This window comes from Micromonospora sp. NPDC047730, assembly GCF_043204765.1.
Taxonomy (GTDB): domain Bacteria; phylum Actinomycetota; class Actinomycetes; order Mycobacteriales; family Micromonosporaceae; genus Micromonospora.
On sequence record NZ_JBIDCU010000005.1, the window covers coordinates 260,835 to 275,212 of the forward strand.

General features: G+C 69.0%; 15 protein-coding genes. 3 read left to right on the forward strand and 12 right to left on the reverse strand.

The features are described 5' to 3' along the window. Positions 1–17: 17 nt before the first annotated feature. From ACGF5G_RS15240 to ACGF5G_RS15250, 3 genes are all read left to right on the forward strand, one after another. Complete coding sequence (locus tag ACGF5G_RS15240) at positions 18–515, forward strand: NUDIX domain-containing protein (protein WP_393263052.1); 498 nt, start codon at positions 18–20, stop codon at positions 513–515. Further along, entirely contained in the window at positions 508–1,365 is an 858-nt protein-coding gene (locus ACGF5G_RS15245) for a nucleotidyltransferase domain-containing protein (RefSeq protein WP_393263053.1), read from the forward strand. The genes ACGF5G_RS15240 and ACGF5G_RS15245 overlap by 8 nt, the downstream gene beginning before the upstream one ends. A 137-nt stretch (positions 1,366–1,502) precedes the next feature. Beyond that, positions 1,503–2,330 carry a TrmH family RNA methyltransferase gene (locus ACGF5G_RS15250; protein ID WP_393263055.1) on the forward strand — a complete coding sequence of 276 codons (828 nt, stop codon included), beginning with the start codon at positions 1,503–1,505 and terminating at the stop codon, positions 2,328–2,330. 101 nt (positions 2,331–2,431) lie between these two features. Here ACGF5G_RS15250 and ACGF5G_RS15255 read toward each other — a convergent pair whose 3' ends face one another. The 12 genes from ACGF5G_RS15255 to ACGF5G_RS15310 form a co-directional block, all read right to left on the reverse strand. Continuing rightward, complete coding sequence (locus ACGF5G_RS15255) at positions 2,432–3,778, reverse strand: LPXTG cell wall anchor domain-containing protein (RefSeq protein WP_393263056.1); 1,347 nt, start codon at positions 3,776–3,778, stop codon at positions 2,432–2,434. A 334-nt stretch (positions 3,779–4,112) separates the two neighbouring features. Continuing rightward, complete coding sequence (locus tag ACGF5G_RS15260; protein WP_393263057.1) at positions 4,113–4,451, reverse strand: immunity 51 family protein; 339 nt, start codon at positions 4,449–4,451, stop codon at positions 4,113–4,115. Positions 4,452–5,082: 631 nt separating this feature from the next. After that, positions 5,083–5,508, reverse strand: coding sequence for a hypothetical protein (locus tag ACGF5G_RS15265; protein WP_393263059.1), 426 nt, complete (start codon positions 5,506–5,508; stop codon positions 5,083–5,085). A gap of 1,767 nt (positions 5,509–7,275) precedes the next feature. Next, the gene (locus ACGF5G_RS15270) at positions 7,276–7,722 is read right to left on the reverse strand and encodes a hypothetical protein (RefSeq protein WP_393263061.1); all 447 of its coding nucleotides are present in this window, start codon (positions 7,720–7,722) and stop codon (positions 7,276–7,278) included. A 352-nt stretch (positions 7,723–8,074) separates the two neighbouring features. Next, positions 8,075–8,428, reverse strand: a complete 354-nt coding sequence (locus tag ACGF5G_RS15275; protein WP_393263062.1) for a hypothetical protein — start codon at positions 8,426–8,428, stop codon at positions 8,075–8,077. Positions 8,429–8,478: 50 nt separating this feature from the next. After that, positions 8,479–9,672, reverse strand: a complete 1,194-nt coding sequence (locus ACGF5G_RS15280; RefSeq protein ID WP_393263064.1) for a tyrosine-type recombinase/integrase — start codon at positions 9,670–9,672, stop codon at positions 8,479–8,481. Beyond that, positions 9,672–9,854, reverse strand: a complete 183-nt coding sequence (locus tag ACGF5G_RS15285; protein ID WP_250100979.1) for an AlpA family transcriptional regulator — start codon at positions 9,852–9,854, stop codon at positions 9,672–9,674. Before ACGF5G_RS15285 ends, ACGF5G_RS15280 begins: the two co-directional genes overlap by 1 nt. Positions 9,855–9,856: 2 nt before the next feature. Next, positions 9,857–11,605 carry a replication initiator gene (locus ACGF5G_RS15290; protein ID WP_393263065.1) on the reverse strand — a complete coding sequence of 583 codons (1,749 nt, stop codon included), beginning with the start codon at positions 11,603–11,605 and terminating at the stop codon, positions 9,857–9,859. After that, positions 11,602–12,156, reverse strand: a complete 555-nt coding sequence (locus ACGF5G_RS15295; protein WP_393263067.1) for a DUF2637 domain-containing protein — start codon at positions 12,154–12,156, stop codon at positions 11,602–11,604. The genes ACGF5G_RS15290 and ACGF5G_RS15295 overlap by 4 nt, the downstream gene beginning before the upstream one ends. Then, a complete protein-coding gene (locus ACGF5G_RS15300; protein ID WP_393263069.1) occupies positions 12,153–12,344 on the reverse strand; it encodes a hypothetical protein in 192 nt (63 codons plus the stop codon). Before ACGF5G_RS15300 ends, ACGF5G_RS15295 begins: the two co-directional genes overlap by 4 nt. A 5-nt stretch (positions 12,345–12,349) precedes the next feature. Beyond that, on the reverse strand, positions 12,350–12,604 hold the full coding sequence (locus ACGF5G_RS15305; protein ID WP_393263070.1) for a hypothetical protein: 255 nt from the start codon (positions 12,602–12,604) through the stop codon (positions 12,350–12,352). Further along, positions 12,601–14,193, reverse strand: a complete 1,593-nt coding sequence (locus ACGF5G_RS15310; RefSeq protein WP_393263072.1) for a cell division protein FtsK — start codon at positions 14,191–14,193, stop codon at positions 12,601–12,603. Before ACGF5G_RS15310 ends, ACGF5G_RS15305 begins: the two co-directional genes overlap by 4 nt. Positions 14,194–14,378: the final 185 nt, after the last annotated feature.

Below are 14,378 nucleotides of genomic sequence, written 5' to 3' on the forward strand. Positions count from 1 at the left end.
CGGGTTAGGGTCGCCGGATGGGTGCATCGGACTACATCCTGCGGATCCGCGAACGCGTCGGCCACAGCCTGCTCCTGCTGCCGAGCGTGAGCGCGGTAATCCGCAACGACGACGGCGAGCTGCTGCTCGGCAAGCGCGCCGACGACGGGCGCTGGTCGGTGATCAGCGGCGTCCTCGAGCCGGGCGAGCAGCCGGCCACGGCCGTGGTCCGCGAGGTGTGGGAGGAGACCGGCCTGCACGTGGAGCCGGTCCGGCTGAGCAGCGTCCTCAATCACCCGCACACCTATCCCCACGGCGACCGCTGCGAATACCTGAACCTCGGCTTCCAGTGCCGGCTGCTGGGCGGGGACGCCCGGGTCAACGACGACGAGTCGGTGTCGGTGGAGTGGTTCTCCCCGGACCGGCTGCCCGAGCTGGACCGGCACGCCCGGCTGGTCCTCGCGCACGCCCTCGGCGCCGAGCAGGCCGCCTGGTTCCTGCCTGCCGGCACGGTGTGGACCGAGTCCGATGAGTGACCTCGACCCGGCCCTGCGCCGCTACCTCGCCGACCTGGTCGCCGCCGCCCGCGACGTCCTCGGCGACGACCTCGTCGGGGCGTACGCGGCCGGCTCGGTGGGGCTGGGCGCGTACCAGCCGGGGCGCAGCGACGTCGACGTGGCGCTGGTCTGCGCGGACGCCCTCGACCTGGCGCGCAGGCACGAGCTGGTGGCGCGGCTGCGGCACGAGGCCCTGCCGTGCCCCGCGCGCGGGCTGGAACTGGTCGTCTACCGCCGCGCGGTCGCCGCCTCCGGCACGCCGGAGCCCGGGTTCGAGGTCGAGCTGAACACCGGCGCGCGGATGGCGTTCCGGGCCACCTGGGCCGCCGCGGACCGGCCCGCCGGGGACGGCCTGTTCTGGTACGGCCTGGATCGCAGCATCCTGCACCAGTGCGGGCACGCCCTGCTCGGGCCGCCGGCCGCCGAGACCTTCGCCGACCTCTCCCCCGCCGACCTGCGCCGCCTGCTGACCGACGCGCTGCGCTGGTGGCTGGCCCTGCCGACCCCGCCGGGCGACGGTCCCGCCCCCGGGGCCGAGGACGCGGTGCTCGGCGCCTGCCGGTCCCTGGTGAAGGTCCGCCACGGCGTCTGGCTGTCGAAGGCCGACGCCGGCCGCCGGCTGATCGCCGACGGCTGGCCGGCGGACCCGACCGCCGGAGGCTGGCCGAACGGCCCCGCCGTCGGCCCGGCCGCCGATCCGGCGGCCCGCGACGGCGGGCCCGCCGACCTGGTCGCGCGGTCGATCGCCGCGCGGGCGGGCGGGCCGCCGCCGAGCGGGCCGGAGGCACGGGCCTTCCAGCGCCGCGTCCTGGCCGAGATCAGCGGCTGACCGACTCCACCGGTATCCACAGCTCTGCCTCCGCCTCGGCGCCGTCCGCCGAGTGCCGGGTACGGGAGATCTCCGGTTGCGTCTCGCGCCCCCTCGGCAATGATCCGTGGGCAGGCGGATGGTGTTGAATCGGCTCCGTGGCGAAGACCTTGAAGATCACCACTCGGAACGCGAGTTTCCAGCAGTGGCAGGCGCTGCTGACCAATCGCAACAAGCGCCAGCGTTTGCGGGAGTTCCTGGTGCAAGGGGTCCGACCGATCACCCTGGCCCTGGAACAGGGATGGGAGATTCGGGCTCTCCTCTACCCCGACCGGCAGGTCCTGTCCCGGTGGTGTCGGGACCTCCTCGATCAGGTCTCGACTACTCGCGTAGCTCTTGCACCGGAGCTGATGCATGAACTAGGCGGCAAGGAGGAGGAGGCGCCCGAGTTGCTGGCTGTGGTGGCGCAGCCCGAGGACAGCCTGGGTCGTATTCCGGTCGGGCCGAAGATGCTTGTCGTGGTCTTCGATCGCCCGAAGACCCCGGGCAACATCGGCACTCTGATCCGTTCCGCAGACGCCTTCGGGGCCTCGGGTGTGATCATTACCGGCCATGCAGCTGACCCTTACGATCCGAAGGCAGTCCGGGCCAGCACGGGATCCCTGTTCGCCCTCCCAGTCGTGCGAGTCGCCAGCCATCGGGAAGTTCTCGACTGGGTGGCCGCAATGCGTGCGTCCGGCCTTCCACAGGTTCAGATCATCGGCACGGACGAGCATGGCGAGGTGGATGTCGCGGCGCATGACCTGACGCGCCCCACACTCCTTCTCGTTGGCAACGAGACACACGGACTCAGCTCCGGCTGGCAGGAGGCGAGTGACCGGATGGTCCGCATCCCCATCGTCGGTGCCGCCAGTTCGCTGAACGCGGCGGCAGCCGGAACGGTCGTGCTGTACGAGGCCGCACGGCAGAGAGCCAAGCAGGGGTAGGTCACGCCGTGCGGGCCCGAGGGTCGTCGTCCGGCCCGGCCGTGGTGCGGACAGAAACTCCGGGCGCCGGATGCCGGTGCCCGGAGTGCCTGCCGTACCGATCAGAGCTGGAGGCCCGCCTTACGGCGGATCCGGCTGGCCCCGATCAGGAGACCGCCGGCGGCCAGCAGGCCACCGCCCAGGGAGAGGGCCACGGCGGAGTTGTCGCCGGTGACCGGCAGCTCCTTGTCGTGCTTACCGTCGTGCCGGTGGTCGTACTTGCCGCCCCGGATGCAGACGGTGACGGTGACCGGGTCGGAGGCCACGATCTCGCCCTTGAAGGTGCCGGTCGCCCGGGCCGTGTTGACCACCTTCCCGTGCTTGACGTCGGCCTTGGTCACCACGTGCGGCTTGACGGCGTGGCAGTCGGTGCTCGTGCGCGGCGCCAGCGTGGTGTTGTTGCAGACCACCTCGCCGGCGGCCGGGTCTTCGACGCCGACGTTGGTGATGGTGGCGGTGCCGGTGTTGGCGACCCGGTAGGTGTAGAAGATCTTGTCGCCCTTAGCGGCGTAGCCGTCGTTCTCACACTTCTTGCTGCAGTCCGACTCGACCCGGGCCTTCTTGTCGATCGACAGGCCGACCTGCTTCGGCGGCGCGGGCTTGGTGGTCACGGTGAACGTGGCCTTGTTGGACGGCACCGTCTGCTCGCCGAACATCCCGAGCGCCTGAGCCGTGTTGACGATCTTGCCGTTCTTCACGTCACTCTTCTTGACGGTGTACGTGCCGGTGCAGGTGGTGCTCTCCCCCGGCGCGAGCGACGTGTCCTCGCAGGTGATGCCGGTGACCGTGTCGTCGTCGATGGTGATGTCGGTGATCGGGTTGGTCGTGCCGGTGCTCTGGTTCGTCACCGTGTAGGTGTAGGTGATCACGTCACCGGCCCTGACGTCCTTGGCCGGGGATCCGGTCTTGGTCAGGTGCAGCTTCGGGTTCACCCGCGGGTTCGACGCCGCGCAGGTGTTGCTGAGCACGAAGAAGTCCGCGGTTCCGGAGATCACCGCGGTGGCGCTGATGAGCGTCCAGCCGGCCGGGGTCCGGATCCACGCCTTGCTGGTGCCCATGTTGTTGACGATGGCGCTGTTCGGGTCGGTGGGGATCGTCCTCGTGACGTTGCCGGTCGGCGTGCTGAACGTCGCGGTGACCGTCTGGAAGGTGCCGGTGGTGTTCGGGTTGCCCGGCAGGTTGAAGACCCACACGTCCTCGTTCGCGAAGGGCCCGCCGCCGAGGTTGGGGTCGCAGTTCTGGGTGACCTGCGACGCCATCGTCGGCACGTTCCCCGGCTCGATGTTGATCGTCGACGCGGCGGTGGCCGGCGAGCCGCCCGCGAGTAACAGGGCACCGGCCAACAGCGCGAACGCCGCCAGCCGCGCGTAGATGCCGCCCCGTCTGCGCGGCGTAGAGGTCTTGCTCATGTAATTTCCCCCGTGGTGTGGATTGTTGACACCGGGGGCAACGAGGGGTAGAAGGGTACGTCGCGCCCGGAAATCCAGAATCCCCCACAAGGTGGACATCTCGGGCATTTTCGCCAACGCGGGGCCATCGGCGAACCGCCGACGGGAAATCCTGCTGCGCGGCCCGGCAACCACCCGGTGACCGCGACCGGCCTGGTGGGCGACGGACGAGTCGACCTGCACGCCGGATCATGAAGGTGAAACTTGCCCTGAGCAGGCGTTTCGTTCGCCTGGCACCCGCTCAGGGCGTCGCCAGGGCGTCTGGCGCGAAACAGGCCGCCAGCCACCCTGGCTGTCAGTCGTCGAACTCAAACCCGCTCGCCTCGGCGTCCGTGATCAGCCGCCGCATGCGTTCGCCGTCGGTTGCGACCACGTTCATCCGAGCTCCCAGCTCTTCCAGCGCGCCTCGATCGGTGCCGTAAGCGCAGAACATGCCACCCTCGGGGTCGTAGGCGAACCGGCCTTCGAGAGTCTGAGCCTCGGTGCTGACGAGAACTTGCGCGACACCTTCCCAGAAGTACCCGTTGGGTTCGTGACCAAGATCCTGGACCAGGTCGTCAACTGGCGTGGTCCCCGCATCCAGCAACAGCGAATACTGCCCAGGGGTCGTCTCGATCAGGCTAAGCAAGGTCATCGGAAGAGCCTGGCACCCATCGGTAGGCGGCGACAAGGATCTGGCAGTCGCTGCCACGGACGCGATTCCGGCTGTTCGCCCTCTCCCACGAGGCCCGCAGCCGGCTCAACACGGCGCTAGCCACCGGCAACTTCATCGGCGCTGCTATCGGCTCCGCGGCCGCGACCACGCTCTGGTCCGCGGGCGGCTGGACAGCGGTCACGATCACGGGAGCGTTGCTCTGTTGCTTCGCGCTCACCGTGTGGGCGCTGGGACGTCGGGGCCCACTCGTGATCGCTTCGCCGTAACGGATAGCCGTAACGGGCGCAGCAAAACCTCCCTCAACCGCGCGACAATGACATATGGCGCTCGTAGCGCTCCGGAGTCGAACTCGCCATAAGACCCTCGCGCCCAGTCCACGCTCCGCTTCTCGGCTGTGACAGGACGTTGGTCGGCGACTAACCTGCCCTTCCTCGATCGCCGGGCCCTGTCGCACATCACCTGACGGAGTTGTATCGCACATCAACTGGCGGATCACAGCCGGCCGCCGGCGAGCGTCGGGCTCCAGTTGATGTATTACGGATTGTGCTCAGATGATCCGTTACACATCCGGCTAGACGATCTTTGTGTTCGTAGGGTAGCCCGCGAGGGGCTAAGTCGTCGGGATCCATGGCGTGGCCATGTGCCGTAGGTGGCTGGCTCCGAGTCGTGTGGCTGGTTCTGGGTCTTCGATGAGTTCGTTGCAGAGGCCAAGGAACTCGGTGGTCGGGCCGTCGGGTTGTAGGTGCTGTGTGACTGCGTCGTGCAGGTGATCGGCGTATTCGCTGTTGTAGGCGGTGGCGAGAGCGCGAGCGATGAGGCGCAGGCCGTGTGCGTCGTTGCGTTGCAGCAGTGCTTGGCTGGTGGCGTCGGTGACGGCGGTGTCGTGCGGATCGAGGATCAGGCGTAGCAAGACCTCGCCGGAGTCGTTGCGGTGTGCCCATCGGGCCAACTGGCGGCCGGCCTGTGCACGGACGGACCAATCCTGCGAGGAAGCAGCGGCTGTGACTGCAGTCAGGTCAGCGTCGGGAAGCGGCATGCTGGCCAGGCTCTCATGGTGTTGATCGGAGGCCGGTCCGTCGTGGCGGTTCTGGTCTTCGGACCTTGAACCGGGCGATGGGCTTGGTGGTCGTGCGAGGCACTTCCGTCAGGAGTTGGTCGCCGTCGTGGACGCGGAAGGTGGTGTCGGCGTCTTCGATGGTGACGGTTCGACCGGCGTGGCCGAGGCCGACGTGGATCCTCTGGCCGGCGATGACGAGGGCACCGCGGCTACTGACCGTCGTTCGACGCGAAGTGGCTGGGTTGCCGGGGTGGGTGGGTCGCCGCCGCCTGGGCGCGCGCGCCGGCCGCTGCCGCTGTCGCTCTGCGGCCGTCACGCCTGATGCCGGTGGCTGGCGCGGAGAGCGGGAAGCCCGGGGCCGCTGCAGACGGGATAGCGGGGAGAGTGGTGGAGGTTCCTCGCCGGCAGCCGGCCTGCGCCGCGCCTGAGCAGCGCGGCGCTGGGAAGGGCCTGCCGGGTCCGCGCGGCAAGCCCCAAGCATGGGGGCGGTGGCCGCGCGTAGGCATGCCGGTCGTCCAGGAGCCAGCTCCACAGCCGCTCAGGGTCAGGTCAACCGCTCACCTGGGAGGGGAGGGGCGGCCGCCGGTGGCCAGCTCCGACCCTGGGAGCCGGGTCCGTGCCGGGCGAGGTTGGGTCAACTGCGCCACTGTGGCGGTGTCCGCCGGGGGCGCGGTCCGTGACACGAGAGCCGACCCAGGCTGTGCCGGCAGCGTCCGTACGTGCGTCAAGGTCCGCTTGACGTGGCGGGCCGGGCACTTGGAGGGCGGGTCGGCAGCAGACGGGATGGCTCGGTCGGGGCTTCCTGCTCGCGCGAGGCTCGCTCAGGTGCTAGGCGGGTTTTGGCCGCGCCGCCATACCTCACCTTGGACGGCGTGACGCTCTGCCGCGTACCGCTCTTGCGTAGACCTGGCATCGCGGGCCGAAGCCGAGTCCTCGGGCGAGGAGAGACGCTTTCGGTCACGCCAGCCAACGAAGACGAACGTCGCGATCAGTAACGCGGCGAACGCTATGAGGGACACCACCACTGGCTTCATGCCATCGACGCTACGGCATACGCGCCAGAACGCCCTCCGCCTCAGTCCGGCCGACCGGTCGGGTGACCAACTGGGTGACGACGACGCGGCCAACGCTGGACGCTCATAGAACGGGGGCGGACCGTTCCAGCAGGTCACCCCTACTGCTCCCCAGCTCATCGACGGCTGATCATTCCTTCACACGGAAGAAGTCGGTGCCAAGCCGTGGCCGAAGATCGTCGGGCAGTGCTCAGGACGAAGACGTCAGGTCGTCCCGGCACCCTCAGGACGATCGGTGGGTTCACTTCGTGGGGCGGAACCGGCAACATCAACGACCGGATTGAACATCAGCGCGGGAGGCATCACCATGAGCCCGGACGAGGCTGAGCAGCAGGCGAGGATCAGATTCCTCCAAGCCGGGACGGGATTCTTCCGCGCCGGACAAGTGGCTGCCTGGGTGGGAGTGTTCTATGCCTTCGTGGCCGTGATTCAGCGAGTCAGCGGCTAAGGGGCCGGGCCGCCGGCACGTCATCTTTTGCAGGCTGCGGGGGTGTGGGGCACACAGGGGCACAAGACACCGTGAAATGTCGTGAAGTATCGACCAACCATGGCAGCCCGAGACGCCGCCTGAGCAGGCGTCGAGAAGCATCGCTGCTGGTGACCGGATAGCCGATCTAAGTTCCGCCTCAACGTCTGACGTTGGGTCCGGCTCAAACCGACCTCGTCCGTCTCGTTAGGGCATGCCCGCGTATCGAAGTGGGAGCGGCGGTCGGGGCCGACGCCACGCGACGTAGGTCAGGATGGTAAACGTGATCAGAAGTACCACCGCGACGAGGATGATCAACCATCCAGATTGATCGCCAGCCTCACGCACCCTGAGGCATGGGTCGCCCTCGGCGTGGTGGACGCGGATGTACTCACCGATAGTAACAGCCCGGTTTGCATCGACCGTAACGCGCAGAACGGATTCGCACACCTCGTCGCGATTTGTAGTGAACTGAACTGTCAGGAAGGTTCTCGCTCCGCGATGCTCGACGTCCATCACCTCGGCGACTGCCTCTGATCCCCGACGCTCGTCTGTGATCGACCATGTGGCCAGGGCCGTGAGGACAATCGCAAAGACCAGACTGAACGCCGAGAACACCCGCAGGAGGTTTCGGCTTGGCCGTCGACGGTTCATGGCCGGACTTTAAAACGGGTCAGCAACGACGCTGGCGTGGTCAACGCGTCTACAGGTAGCCCACGCGTCGAGCTGGCCGCCACTGGGCCGTCTGGGCCGTCGGGGCCGTCAAACGCCGACCAGAGCTGACCAGCAGCACCCGAAGAAACAGCAGGTCAGCCACCATGTGTTGGCGGCTGACCTGGGGGCGACGGACGAGTCGACCTGTACGCCGGATTATGAACGGAACACGCGCCCTGAGCAGGCGTTTCATTCGCCAGGTACCCGCTCAGGGCGTCGCCAGGGCGTCTGGCGAAATTCAGGGAACCTCGACGATGGCCACTCAGCTACAACCGGCGTAATCACAACGCCACTATCTGGCCGCCGGGTTTAAGAGGTCCGAGGACACGAGGAAGGTGGCCGTTCCGTCCTCGGCAGCTACGCCGTCGGGCTCCGTCGACACCAGGACCAGCGGCAAAGACGAGGCATCGGACTTATCCCGGAACTCCTTGACGATGCACCGCACCGCAGCCGGGTTCGGCAACGCTGACTCAGGATCAAGGTCGATACCGAAGATCGGCGCCTTGTCGACGAGCGACCATGCGCGGCCCTGTGCATCGGTAAACACGACCCGGACCACGGCCGGGAAGAAGGCCCGGTCCATCCACTCGACCGCTTCGCAGGCAAGATCGACATGGTTACCAGGTCGGAGGGCGTGTCGGTCCATTTGCTCGAATCCTGCCTGTCGAAGTATCCCGAGTGCGGCGCGTTCGGTCTCTACGATGCCGCGAACAGATCATCAATCGCGCGCCGGGTGCGTTCCTCGCTGGCCGGCATCAGATGGGTGTAGACCCGGAGCGTGAAGCCAGGGTCGGCGTGCCCGAGGTAAGACGCAAGGGCCTTGATGCTCTCCCCCGCGTCGAGCAGCGACGAGGCGTAGAAGTGACGCAGCGCGTGCATCCCGGTGGCTCGGGTCGGCGTGATGCCGGCCGCCAGCACGGCGGGGCGCCAACTCTTGTCGTCGAAGGTGCGCCGGTTGATCGCACCGCGTCGGGTGGTGGTGAACAGCAGCGGCACCGTGACCCGCTCGTCGTCGGCCGGGTTCTCCCACGGCAGGGTGAGCGCCACGGGGACGCAGTCCTCGATGTGCTGCCGCAGCACCAGGGCGACGGAGTCCGGCAGCGGCACCCGACGGTCACGGTCGTTCTTGGGTAGGCCGAAGACGAGCCGGGAGCGGACGAGCTTGACCTGACGTGAGACGTGGACCCAACCCGCGTCAAGGTCGATGTCGTCGACGCCGAGCCCCAGGATTTCGCCCTGCCGCAGCCCGCAGCCGGCGCCCAGGTCGACCATCGCGCGGTACCGCTGGGCGAGGCCACCGCGGATTGCCGAAACCTGTTCGTACCGCCAGGGCACCACGCGGCGCTGAACCGGTCGCGGCGGCGTTACCGACTTTGCCGAACAGGGGTTCTTGGCGATCCGCTCGTCGTCGACGGCCGCACCGAGGATGGTCCGCAGGTGCGCGAAGACCACGGCCCGGGTTGCCGGAGCCAGCTTGCCGACCATCGCGGCATCCCACTCCCGAATGTGGCCCGGCTTGATCGATGCCAGTTGCCGAGAGCCGAAGAACGGGAGCAGGTGCTTGCGTACCCGGAACTCCGTGCTCTCCCGGGTCGACTCGTCGAAGGAGCGCGTGCGGAGCCAGGTTTCGGCGTACTCGGCGAAGGTCATCCGGCCGGCAAGCGGATCGACGTAGGAGCCCCGGAGCTTGTCCGTCTCGGTCGAGACAAGGAACGCCTCAGCCTCACGCTTGGCCCGGTCCGGGAAGGACTTCTTGCGTTCCCTGCCGTCCGGCCCGATGTAGCGCACGCGGTAGCGCAGTCCCTTGCCGAACAGTTCCGTCTTGACCCGCTCCGGCCGACCGTTCGGATGACGCAGCGTCTTGTACCAGCGGTCCTCCACGTGCCCCATCAGGCCGCCGCCTGCTCACGTACCCACGCCCGGACCGAATCCGGCTCGTACCGCAGGTGTCGACCGACCCGGGCTGCCGGCGGACCGTACTTGACCTTGCGCCAGCGGTACAGCGTCTCAGCGGGCACCCGCAGGTACGCCGACACGTCCCGGATCGTCCACAGCTCGTCGACCGTCTTCATTGCTACCCCTCCCCCGTGTCGTGCGTCGGTGCGTCCGGTGATGTGCTCGAAGGCGGCTGTGCGGCACGGTCCCTCGCGGCGAGCAGCTCGGAGCGCCAGCGGGCGCGTTCACTGATCGACCGCAGGAGCCGGTGCGCCATGGCAGGCACGTCGGGATCGTCGGGCCGGGCGAGTTCCCAGGCGTGCCGGACCGGTTCGACGGTGGCGCCCTGATCGTCGACGCCATCCAGGCCGACGGTGACGCCGAGCAGCGCCCGCACCCAGGCCCGTACGTCGTGCTTGTGGTCGGTCAGCGTCTTGCCCGACCAGTCACGGGAGATGAGGATGCGCCGGCCGCCGATGCCGAGGGTGTCCCGCTGGTGCACCTTGCCCTTGCAGCGGCCCGGCCTGAGCTTGGCGTGTGCCTTCTTCGGCTGGACGCCGTAGAGCAGCCAGTTCGCGCATCGATCGGTGCACGGGGTGACGCGCAGTTCCTGCCACAGCCGGTCGAGGTGGGCACGCTGCCGGGAGGTGGTCGCCTTGTGGCAGTCGCCGGTGTGCTTGGTGATGTACTTCGTGACGTACCGGATGGTGCGTTCCGCATCCTCGGTGCCGGGCATGACACCACGCGCGTCGACCTGGGCGCCGAAGCGGACCACGTGCACCGGTTCCGCGTCCGGATCCTCGTCGATCGCATCGAGCGCTTCGGCCCAGATGGTCAACGGCTGGCGGGTGTCCGGGTCGACCCACGCCGAAGCGTCCTCGTCCCATACCGGCGGCCGGTCGGCGGTGTACCGCTGGACGTCGACCGAGGGCCACCACACCTGGTGGTACGTCGCCGCCGCAACGGTGCGCAGGATGTCCCGGGGGACGGTCCCCCTTATAGCGAAGTGCGCGTGTGGGGCGAGACGGCGCTGAGGCTCGACGCAGCCCGCGTACTGGACGTTCCAGCCCTCACACCGCCGCAAGTTCTGCCAGAACCGATCGAGCAGCCGGGGGAAGTGGACCGCGTCCCAGGCGGCCCGCCGGTAGTCGTACCGGTCGGGGTTGACCGGGGTGCCGTCGGGACGGACCGGCCCATACGAGTCGAGCGTCAGCGTGAGCCACATCGACGGCCGGTAGGTCGACCCGTCCGGGGCGGTGTACGTCTTGCCGACCGTTCGCCGCTCTACCTTGCGTCGAGGCAGGTCCGGGGCATCCTGGCGCCGCTTGGTCGACCGCTTCCGGCGCCGGCCGTTATCCTCGTCGCCCTGGTCCTCGTCGCCGGTCGAGTGCGGGGGCGCGACCCGGCCGCGCAGACCTTCGGCGGTAATCGCCTCTTCGACCTCCGTGATCGCCTCGTCGAGGTCGGCGACCTGGTCCCACTGGCACGCACGGGACGCCTCGTCGCGGGAGAACTCCAGGTGCCCGCGCAGCAGGATCAGCGCCTTCTGTTCCTCGGTCGCGGGTTCGGGGGGCGGTAGCGGCTCGTCGTCCCGGTGCCAGCCCTCGCGGATCTGGGCCTGTCGCAGCCGGCGGTTCTTCTTCGCGCACGGCGCGCACTTGTCCTCACGCGTCGCGCCGCAGGGCAGGTCGATGACCTCGGTTCGGCCGGTGTCGAGATCCGTGCGCCGCATGGCGAGCGGCCGGACGCAGACGCCGTACTCGGCCGCAATTTCCTTCAGCACGTCGACCGAGCGAGGAAGCGCCATGCGGGCCGCCCGCGACCCCGGCCGAGGAGCAACCGGAGTCGGGGCGGCCGGCGCGAGGCCGGGCAGGGTCGGGGCAGTCATCGGATGATCCCGACGACGTGTGGCCGGTTGGACTGAACGACGCCACGCGGAGGCAGGACCGCTGCCGGGGCGGGGACGGCCGGCGTCGGCTCAGCCGGGCGGATCGGTTCGGCGTCGGTGGCCTGTGCTGGTTCCTCGTACCGGTACGCGGTCGGCTGGTCTGGCTCGTCAGCCGGCGGGGTGACCGGCGCGTTGGACAGGACGACCTTGACCAGGGCGAGGAAGGCCAGCGACGGCACCGCCGCCACGATCCAGCCCCACACCGATGGCTCGGCTTCTGCGACCTGGGCCGCGAGCGACAGGAGCGCGAACGCCACCAGGAGCGAGCCGACCAGGCCGACGGGGCGACCGGTGCGCCGACGGGAACGGATCTCCAGGCCGAGGTAGATCGCCATCAGCTCGACCGCTACGGCGTTGGCCCAGCCGATCCAGTGCGGCTGACCGTGGGCAACGGAAAGGTCGTGCACGTGGGTGAAGGCGGCGGCGCCGGCCATCGTGCCAATGGCGAGCAGGATCACCAGGCGTACGGCGGATTCGGTTCGTTGGCTCATCGCTGCTCCCCCTTCGCCTTCTCGCGGATGGTCACGTCGATCCGAATGCGCCGGCCGTCCATGTCGCGGCGGCGGTTGATGAAGTGAGCGAGCCCGCGCAGCGCGGCGGCGGTCTGGTCGGCCGGCCCGACGAGCTGGATGTGAAGCGGACGCCGAAGGCGGTTGGTCAAACGGATGAGGGGAGTCACGGCGGTCACCTCCGGGCCGGTCGAATGTCGGTGCGGATGTAGTCGGGCGGGGTGCCGAGCGCGGCGACCGCTTCGGAGAGGCAGCGCCACAGCGCCCACGCCTCGTCGGGGGTCAGGGACATTCGCCGCCGACCCGCACCGACCGCCAGATAGACCGGGTACGGGTCAGGCCGTTCGGGGTCGACCCGGACGGAGACGGCGGTAGTTGGGTCGGGGGTACGGAGCCGGTAGAACCGGCGGCCGTTCGAGGTGGCGGTCACCGCGGATCACCCCCGCTGTCCCGGTCGAGGAGGTTGCGCAGCGCATCAGGCAGTAGCGGCCCGGACGGCTTGCGGGGCAGCGGAAGGCGTACCGGTTCCGGGGCGGTTTCCCGGCCGACCTGGGCGAGGATGTCCGCCGCGTCGACCGGCGCCGGGTACTGCCGCGCCATGTCGCGGATGTCGTCGTCGCTGATGTACGAGAACCGGACGCGCATCGGGTCGGGGGTACCGTCGAGAATCACGTAGCCGACGCCCTTGGCCCATCGGGGCATTTGGTCGGCCAGAGCACCCCGGTCGCGGGCGCCGTCGCCAAGGACCAGATCGACTTGCGACGCCTCAGTGAGGCCGAGCGCGATGCGAGTCGGGAACAGGTCCCGGAACGGCAGCACCTCCTTGCGCGGGTCCTGCAACGCGGCCACGACCAGGACCCCGACGCCGGCACCCTGCGACAGCAACAGCCCCAGCGAGGACGCGATGCGCTTCCGCAGGTCGACATCCTGGAGGTAAGCCGTCAGCGCCGCCATCTCGTCGACGACGACCACGACCAGGGGGTCAGCCTCAGTCGGGGTGTGCACCCGGACCGTTCCGGCCAACCGGGTCTGACGCTCACGCAGGACGGTCACGGCCTCGTCGAACAGATCCGCCATGGCCTCGAACGACTTGCAGGCGAACCGGGCGAACATCGGCCGACCAAGCGCGAACTCCATCCCGCCCTTGGGGTCGATCACCCATAGCCGCACCAGACCGGAGGCGATCCCGCCGCCGAGGACCCGGACGAGCGACCAGAGCACCGAGCCCTTCCCCGATCGGGTGGCACCGCCGACTAGGACGTGAGTCGCGAGCAGGTGAAGCGACCAGGTACGCAGGTCTTCCCGCCGGGCCAGCGGCAGCGCGGTGAAGTCCGGCACCGCCGGCACCGGAAACGGCGGAACCACCGTCCGCAACGCATCGGTACGCACCAACGCCAGGTAGACGACGGTCGGCCGGTCCCGGTACCGCACCCGGTCGACGAGCCGAAGCAGCCAGGCACCCCGACCGGTCCGGGTCGGCACCTCGTCGGGACGTTCCGCGTAGACCCGGGCGTGCCGCCGGCCGAAGGCGTACGCCAGGTGGGAACTCGCCTTCTGGAACTGCTCCGGCGTCTGGCCCCGCACCATGCGGACGGTCAGCACGTCGAGCGCCTGATCCGAGCGGACCCGCAGCAGTTCGGGCAGAACCTTGCGGTGGTCGTACGTCTCGGCGAGCCCGCACAGCGTCATGGCCTCACGCCAGACCCGCCGGTAGACGAACACCCGCCGGAACGAACCCAGCAGTGGACCCGCCAGCCAGGCCCACCAGGACGACTCATCCCGCCAGCGCCACACCGCCGAGGCCGCCGACGCCACGACGAGCGGCACCACCAGGCCGGACCAGCCGAACTCGGCGTACAGCCAAAGCGCCAGCACGGCCGAGACGGTGGCCACCGGGTGACGCAGGCACCACCAGAGCGCCCGCCCGGACCAACGCAGCACCAGCCAGAGCAGCGCCGCCCAGACCGGCAACTCGAACCGCTTGGGCCGGATCACCAGCAAATCCCCGGCCGAGGTCATCACCACTTCACCGCGAGGCCGCCCGATCACTTGGCACCCCGCAGCGACACGAACCGCCCCGACGCGTCACGGACCGGAGGGAACGGAAGAACGAGCTGCCCGACGCAGACACCACAACGGCCGTCAGCACCGCTGACCGGATCGAACCGGACCTGACACACACCACACCGGGGCCAGCCACGGCC